Source organism: Marinitenerispora sediminis, from assembly GCF_003336425.1.
GTDB classification, from domain to species: domain Bacteria; phylum Actinomycetota; class Actinomycetes; order Streptosporangiales; family Streptosporangiaceae; genus Marinitenerispora; species Marinitenerispora sediminis.
In genome coordinates this window covers 1-7,510 of sequence record NZ_QEIO01000195.1, presented here as the reverse complement: position 1 = coordinate 7,510, position 7,510 = coordinate 1, and the positions used below count along the sequence as shown (strand labels likewise).

The window sequence follows — 7,510 nt, the reverse complement described above, 5'->3', positions numbered from 1 at the left end:
CCGTACTGCCGCCCCGGCGGGCGGCCGGCGGCCCGAGCCCGACCTTTCCGGGGCCGGCGCTAGTCTCATATGCGTCCATACCGGCCGGTGGAAGGTGAGCCGCAGGTGGTAGCCGAGGAGATCCCGCCCGCCGGGGCGGCAGTACGGGGCGCGCCCCGCTCCGACAGCGGGAGTCCCCGCCCGACACCGACCGGGCGCGGTCGGCCGGCCGCCACCGCGCTGCGCGCGCTGGCCGCCGCCGGTTCGGGAGCCGCCCAGCTGCTCGCGCTGCCGCCGTACGGACTGTGGTGGCTCGCCCCGCTCAGCGCGGCGCTGCTCGCCGCCGCGCTGCTCGGCGTCCGCCTCCGCCGCGCCGCCTGGCTGGGCGCGCTGGCCGGCGCCGCCCTCATGGTGCCGCTGATCCAGTGGCAGGAGGTCTTCGGCGCCGACGTCTGGCTGGCCATCGCCGCCGTCGAGACGCTGTACTACGTGCCGATGGCCATGGCGATGGCGTGCGCCGGCCGGCTGCGCGGCTGGCCGGTGTGGGTCGCCGCCCTCTGGGTGGCCCAGGAGTTCGTGCGGGCGCGGTTCCCGCTCGGCGGCTTCCCGTGGGGCAAGCTCGCCTTCAGCCAGCCCGACACCCCCTACACCGGGTACGCGGCCCTGGGCTCCTCGGCGCTCGTGACGTTCGCGGTCGCGCTCAGCGGGACGCTGCTGCTGTGGGCCGCCGTGCGCGCCGCGGCGGCCGTCCGCGACGGCCGCCCGGCCCCCTGGCGCCGGGCCGGTACCGCGGCGGCGGCCGTCCTGGGGGTCGCGGCGATCGCGGCCGGCGGAGCGGCCGCGCCGCACCTGAGCGCGCCGGCCGCTGAGCGCACCGTCACCGTCGCCCTCGTGCAGGGCAGCGTGCCCAACCCCGGTGAGGTGGACATCCGCGGCGAGCGGATGCAGGTGCTGACCAACCACGTCGAGGGGGTGCACGAGCTCGCCCGCCAGGTCCGCGCCGGCGAGGTGGCCCGCCCCGACGTGGTGGTGCTGCCGGAGAACGCCAGCGACCTCGACCCCTACGCCGACCCGCAGGCCGCGCGGATGATCCAGGACGCCGCCGAGGACATCGGGGTCCCGCTGATGTTCGGCCTGTCCCACTACCTCGGGGACGGCAGCCAGCGCGAGGTCCGCAGCGTGGTCTGGGACCCCGAGGACGGCCCCGGCGCCTACTACACCAAGCGGTACCTGGTGCCGTTCGGGGAGTACGTCCCCTTCCGCGACGTCTTCGCCGGCCTGGTCACCCGCCTGGAGCAGGTCGGCAGTGACGCTGTTCCCGGCACCGAGCCCGGCGCGCTGCGGGTGGGCGGCACCACCATGGCCGTGGCCATCTGCTTCGACGTCGCCTTCGACCTGCCGCTGCGCGAGGCGGTGCTCGCCGGCGGGCAGGTGATCGCCGTCCCCACCAACAACGCCAACTACAACTTCACCGGCCAGACCGAGCAGCAGCTCGCCATCTCCCAGCTGCGCGCCGTGGAGCACGGCCGCCCGCTCGTGGTGGCCGCGACCAGCGGCATCAGCGCGGTCGTCGCCGCCGACGGGAGCGTGCGCTACCGCTCGCCCGAGGCCGAGCCCGCCGTGCACGTCGCCGAGGTCCCGGCCATGACCGGGCTCACTCCCGCCACCCGCCTCGGCGCCGCGCCGGAGTGGGCGCTCACGCTGCTCGGGCTCGGCGCCGTCCTGGTCGCCGCGGTGACGGCGCGCCGCCGTGCGGACTGAGGACCGCGGCGGCGCGCCCGGCCGCTGCCGGGGTCAGCCCACCAGGGTGCCGCGCGGGACGATCTCGTCCAGCGCGACCAGGTCCTCCTCGGTCGGCTCCCACTGGCCAGCGGCCGCGTTGGCCCGCACCTGCTCGGGGCTGGTCGCGCCGGCGATCACCGAGGCGACGGCCGGCTGCGCCGCCAGGCCGGAGACCGCCACGTCCAGCAGGGACAGCCCGCGCTCCTCGGCGAACGCGGTCAGCGCCTCCACCGCGTCGAACCGGGCGCCGGTGAGCCGGTCCTCCATGCCGTTCACCTGGTACCGGCTGCCCTCCGGGACGGCCTGTCCGCGCCGGTACTTGCCGGTGAGCAGCCCGCTGGCCAGCGGGAAGTACGGCAGCACGCCGATCCCGAAGTGCTCGGCCGCCGGCAGCAGCTCGTTCTCGGCCCGCCGGTCCAGCAGGCTGTACTCGTTCTGCGCGCTGACGAAGGACGCCAGGCCGTTGGCGCGCGCGACCCATTCGGCGTCGGCCACCTGCCACGCGGTGCGGTTCGACGAGCCAATGTAGCGGACCTTGCCCTCGCGCACCAGGTCGGTGAGGACCGACAGCGTCTCCTCGATCGGCGTCTCCGGGTCCGGGAAGTGGAACTGGTAGAGGTCGATGTAATCGGTCCGCAGCCGCCGCAGCGAGCGTTCCACGGCCGCGCGGACGTAGCGGCGCGAGCCGAGGGCCTCCCACTCCGGCGTGCCGTCGATCCGCATGGGGGCGCCGAACTTGGTCGCGAGCACCACGTGGTCGCGGCGGCCCTCCAGCGCCGCGCCCAGGAACTCCTCCGAGGCCGTGCCGCCGTAGATGTCGGCGGTGTCGACGAAGTTCACGCCCGCGTCCAGCGCCGCGTCGACGACCGCGCGGGTGGCGGCCTCGTCGAGGCGGCGCCCGAAGTTGTTGGCCCCGAGCCCGACGACGGAGACGGACAGCCCGGAGTTGCCGAGGCGGCGGTATCTCATATCGCTCATACCCCCCAGCCAACCACGGCGCCGCCGGGGCGGTGCCGACGCCTCCGGCGGCCGGGCGGGCCCGGGGAACGTTCGCGCCCCGCCGCGCGTTGACCCGGGTGGGACCGTCGACCGTCGTCCAAGGGGATGAAATCCATGCCGCTGCTGGCCGTGCTCGCGCTGATGGCACTGCCGTTCCTGGAGATCTGGGTCATGATCCTGGTCGGCCAGCAGATCGGCGTGGCCTGGACCATCCTCGCGCTGTTCGCCATGAGCGCCGCCGGTGTACTGGTGACCCGGCGCGCGGGCACGAAGGCGTTCCGCGACGCCGACGAGGCGATGCGCACCGGCCAGCCGCCGCGCGGCGGGCTGCTCGACACCCTCATGCTCTTCGTCGGCGGGGTCCTGCTCACCACCCCCGGGTTCATCACCGGGCTCCTCGGGCTCGTCATGGCGCTGCCGGTCACCCGGCCCGCCCTGCGCTGGGCCTTCACCGCGTGGGCGACCCGCCGCATGGCGCGCATGACCACCGACCCCGGCGGGGTCCGGGTCGGCGTCCGGGTCCCCGGCCAGCCGCGCGGCGAGCAGCCGGTGGGCCGTCCGGGGGAGGGCACGGTGATCCGCGGCCACGTGGTCGAGGACGGCGACTCGCCGGCGGCCTCCTGACCCGCCGTCCGGCCGGAGCCCCCGGCCAAGGGGACCCGCGTGGCGGCGTGCGCACCCGCCGTCGGGGACAATCGGGAACGTGATGAGCGAAACCCGCTGGAACTACCTCATGGACATGGACGGCGTGCTCGTACGAGAGGAGCACCTCGTCCCGGGGGCGGACGCCTTCATCTCCGAGCTCCGGGAGAACGGCGTCCCCTTCATGGTGCTGACCAACAACTCCATCTTCACCCCGCGCGACCTGCGCGCGCGGCTGCTGCGCACCGGCCTGGACATCCCCGAGGAGTCCATCTGGACGTCGGCGCTGGCCACCGCGCAGTTCCTCGACCAGCAGCGCCCCAACGGCACGGCGCACGTGGTGGGGGAGTCGGGCCTGACCACCGCGCTGCACAACATCGGCTACGTGCTCACCGACCGGGATCCCGACTACGTGGTGCTGGGGGAGACCCGCACCTACAGCTTCGAGGCGATCACCCGCGCCATCCGGCTGGTGCGCAACGGCGCCAGGTTCATCGCCACCAACCCCGACGAGACCGGCCCGAGCCAGGAGGGGCCGCTGCCCGCCACCGGCGCGGTCGCCGCGCTCATCGAGAAGGCCACCGGCCGCGCGCCCTACTACGTCGGCAAGCCCAACCCGCTCATGATGCGCTCGGCGCTGCGGGCCCTCGGCGCGCACTCCGAGAACACCCTCATGATCGGCGACCGCATGGACACCGACGTGCGCTCCGGCCTGGAGGCGGGCCTGCAGACGTTCCTCGTCCTCTCCGGCATTTCCGGCGCCGACACCGCGGAGCTGTTCCCCTACCGGCCCACGGCGGTCATCGGGTCGGTCGCCGACCTCATCGGCCGGGCCGCCGACCCCTTCTCCTCCACGGCCGGCTGACCGGGCGGGCAGCGGCGCGCCGCATCCCGCGGCACCGGCTCGGCGGGGCGGGACGACCGCCCCGCCCCGCGCTTCGCCCAGGTCCGCCGGGGTAGGAGGTCCCTGGCGCACCCGTGCCCGAAGGACGCGGGGGCGCGGACCACGAGGGGGCGCCAGGTGGCCAAGGGGGGCACACTCGCGCAGCACCGGCCGCTGCCGTCCACGGTGCGCCGATGGCTGCTGGACGGCCTCCACCACGACGACCGGCGCCGGGCCGGCCCGCACGGGAGCGGGGATCCGCGCGGGCAGCACCGCTGGTGGCAGGTGATGTGCCTGACCGGCGTCGACTACTTCTCCACCCTCGGCTACCAGCCCGGCATCGCCTTCGTGGCGGCCGGCCTGCTCTCGCCCGTGGCCACCCTCGTCCTGGTCGCCGTCACCCTCCTCGGCGCGCTGCCGATCTACCGCTGGGTCGCCGGCGCCAGCCCGCACGGCCAGGGCTCGCTCGCCATGCTGGAGCGGCTGCTGCCGTGGTGGGGCGGCAAGATGCTGGTGCTCGTGCTGCTCGGGTTCGTCGCCACCGACTTCGTCATCACCATGACGCTGTCCGCCGCCGACGCGACCGCCCACGTGCTGGAGAACCCCTACGTCCCGCACGCCCTCGACGGGCACCACGTCGGCGTGACGCTGGCCTTCCTCGCGCTGCTCGGCGTGGTCTTCCTGGCCGGGTTCAGCGAGGCGGTCGGGATCGCCGTGGTGATCGTCGGCTGCTACCTCGCGGTCAACGTGGTGGTCATCGCCGCCGCCGTGGCGCACGTGCTGGCCAACCCGCACGTGGTCGTCGGCTGGGAGCAGGCGCTGTTCACCCAGCACGGCGGTGATCCGCTGCTCGTCATCGGGCTCGCGCTGATCGTGTTCCCCAAACTGGCCCTGGGGCTGTCCGGGTTCGAGACCGGCGTGACGCTCATGCCGCAGGTGCGCGGCGGCCCCGGGGACACGCCGCGCCGTCCCGCGGTGCGCATCCGGCGCACCCGCCGCATGCTCACGACGGCCGCGCTCATCATGAGCGTCCTGCTCATCACCAGCAGCCTCACCACCACGCTGCTGATCCCGGCCCGGGAGTTCGAACCCGGCGGCGCGGCCAGCGGGCGCGCGCTCGCCTACCTGGCGCACGCCTACCTGGGCAACGGGTTCGGGACGGTCTACGACGCCGCCACCATCGCCATCCTGTGGTTCGCCGGCGCCTCGGCCATGGCGGGGCTGCTCAACATCGTGCCGCGCTACCTGCCCCGCTACGGGATGGCGCCCGACTGGACCCGCGCGGTGCGGCCACTGGTGTTCGTCTTCACCGGCACGGCGTTCCTCATCACCCTCATCTTCGACGCCTCGGTGGAGGCCCAGGGCGGCGCGTACGCGACCGGGGTCCTGGTGCTGATGCTGTCGGCCGCGTTCGCGGTCACCCTCTCGGCCCGCCGCGCCCGGCGGTACCGCGCCGCCGCGGCGTTCGCGGCGATCACCCTGGTGTTCGGCTACACGACGGTCGCCAACATCATCGAGCGGCCCGACGGCGTGAAGATCGCGTCCTGCTTCATCCTCGCCATCGTCGCCACCTCCCTGGTCTCCCGGGCGACGCGCTCCACCGAACTGCGGGTCACCGAGGTGCAGCTCGACCGCGCCGCCCGCCGCTACATCCACGACACGCCCCGGCCGCTGCGGTTCGTCGCGCACGAGCCCGGGCGGCGCGCCCACGCGCCCTACCGGGTCAAGGAGCGCGAGACGCGGGAGCTCAACCACCTGCCACCGGACGTGCCGCTGCTCTTCCTGGAAGTGACGGTGTCCGACGCCTCGGAGTTCGCGACCGTGCTCAAGGTGACCGGGGAGGAGTGCTACGGGTACCGGGTGCTGCGGCTGCGCGGCCCCAGCGTGCCCAACGGCATCGCGGCGTTCCTGCTGCACGTCCGCGACATCACGGGCGACGTGCCGCACGTCTACTTCTCGTGGGCCGAGGGCAACCCCGTGATGGCGATGCTGACCTACCTGGTGTTCGGCGGCGGCGACGTCGCCCCGCTGACCCGGGAGGTCGTCCGCGAGGCCGAGCCCCACCCGGCGCGCCGGCCGCTCGTGCACGTCGGGTAGCCGCGGGCGGCGCCGCGGCCGGCCCGCACCTTCCGCGGACGCGGGCGGGACACGCCGCGGGGCCGGGGCGGCCCCCCGCCACCCCGGCCCCGCGGTGTACCCCGGTCAGGCGCTCTGGCGCTGCCGGGTCAGTGCGTGCAGGTGCTCCTGCTCCTCCCGGCGCCGTGCGCGCAGCAGCTCCAGGCGCTCGGCCAGCACCTCTTCGAGGTCCTCCATGCTCCGGCGCTCCAGCAGCATGTCCCAGTGGGTGCGTGCGGGCTTCGCCTTCTTCTGCTGCGGCTGCTCGCCGTCCACCATCAGCGCGTTCTCGCCGCAGAAGCGACACTCCCAGTTCGGCGGGATCTCGGCTTCGGTCGCGAAGGTGACGGAGAAGCGATGACCCCGGGGGCAGTCGTAGGTGACCTCTTGGCGCGGGGCCAGGTCGGTGTTGCGGTCGTTCTCGTAGCTGGTTGCCCCGAGTCGTGTGCCGCGAAGTGCTCGCTCGGCCATCGTGTACGTGCCTCCAGGCGCTCTTGCGGTCTTCGTGGGTGTAACGCGTCGGTCCGTGTCAAGATTCCCCGGACACCGCCCGTCCAACCGTGCGACACTATTCGGTTGGGCAGCGTCATGCGGCATCGGGGCGGGCCGGATCCGGACATCGCCGTGGCCATCGGCGTTGCCACGGCCACGCCGATGGCTCCGCCGGGAACCACCGGACGTGAGTCCGGCACCTGGCGCCTGCCGCCCCCTTCGGCGGCGGAACGCCCGTGCCCCGCAGAGGACGGCCACGCCAGCCACTCCGAACGCAGCCACTCCGAACGCAGCCACCCGCCGGCAGCGCCACCGCTGTCCACCCAGCCGGCCAGCGTGCCGGCCGCAGTCGCCCGGGCGGTGGGCGCGGCCCCTCGCGGTGGGGAGCCAGCCCGGCGGGGCGGCCGGCCCCGGTAGGGGCCGGATCCACCACCTGCCAGCGGCCTCGCGCGCAGGTCAGGCCGCCACCGGCCGCCTACGGCCATTCACCAGCGCCCACCGGCAGCACCCGCCCGCGACCTAGGACGTGTTTGGAAAGTTCAGAGCCATTCCCCGATGGCCGCGACCAGGACGGTGGCCTCGAACCTCAAGGCGAGCTTGTCAAAGCGCGTGGCTACC

The 7,510-nt window shown here is 74.4% G+C and carries 6 protein-coding genes; 4 read left to right on the top strand and 2 right to left on the bottom strand.

The window, feature by feature from the left end:
- The first annotated feature begins 105 nt into the window (after window positions 1–105).
- On the top strand, window positions 106–1,740 hold the full coding sequence (gene lnt, locus DEF28_RS24285; protein ID WP_374058239.1) for an apolipoprotein N-acyltransferase: 1,635 nt from the start codon (window positions 106–108) through the stop codon (window positions 1,738–1,740).
- Window positions 1,741–1,773: 33 nt separating this feature from the next.
- Here the strand turns inward: lnt and DEF28_RS24280 are convergent, their stop codons facing one another.
- Window positions 1,774–2,739 carry an aldo/keto reductase gene (locus DEF28_RS24280; RefSeq protein ID WP_199493499.1) on the bottom strand — a complete coding sequence of 322 codons (966 nt, stop codon included), beginning with the start codon at window positions 2,737–2,739 and terminating at the stop codon, window positions 1,774–1,776.
- Window positions 2,740–2,874: 135 nt separating this feature from the next.
- On the opposite strand from DEF28_RS24280, the gene DEF28_RS24275 reads away from it, so the two are divergent.
- The 3 genes from DEF28_RS24275 to DEF28_RS24265 all read left to right on the top strand — a co-directional run bounded on the left by DEF28_RS24275 (window position 2,875) and on the right by DEF28_RS24265 (window position 6,382).
- Complete coding sequence (locus DEF28_RS24275) at window positions 2,875–3,384, top strand: FxsA family protein (protein ID WP_114400441.1); 510 nt, start codon at window positions 2,875–2,877, stop codon at window positions 3,382–3,384.
- 82 nt (window positions 3,385–3,466) lie between these two features.
- Window positions 3,467–4,267 (top strand): HAD-IIA family hydrolase, encoded by an 801-nt coding sequence (locus DEF28_RS24270; protein WP_233515513.1) that lies wholly within the window; start codon window positions 3,467–3,469, stop codon window positions 4,265–4,267.
- A gap of 156 nt (window positions 4,268–4,423) precedes the next feature.
- Window positions 4,424–6,382 (top strand): APC family permease, encoded by a 1,959-nt coding sequence (locus DEF28_RS24265; RefSeq protein WP_114400440.1) that lies wholly within the window; start codon window positions 4,424–4,426, stop codon window positions 6,380–6,382.
- A 105-nt stretch (window positions 6,383–6,487) separates the two neighbouring features.
- On the opposite strand, the gene DEF28_RS24260 is transcribed toward DEF28_RS24265, so the two are convergent.
- Complete coding sequence (locus DEF28_RS24260; RefSeq protein ID WP_114400439.1) at window positions 6,488–6,871, bottom strand: RNA polymerase-binding protein RbpA; 384 nt, start codon at window positions 6,869–6,871, stop codon at window positions 6,488–6,490.
- Window positions 6,872–7,510 lie beyond the last annotated feature (639 nt).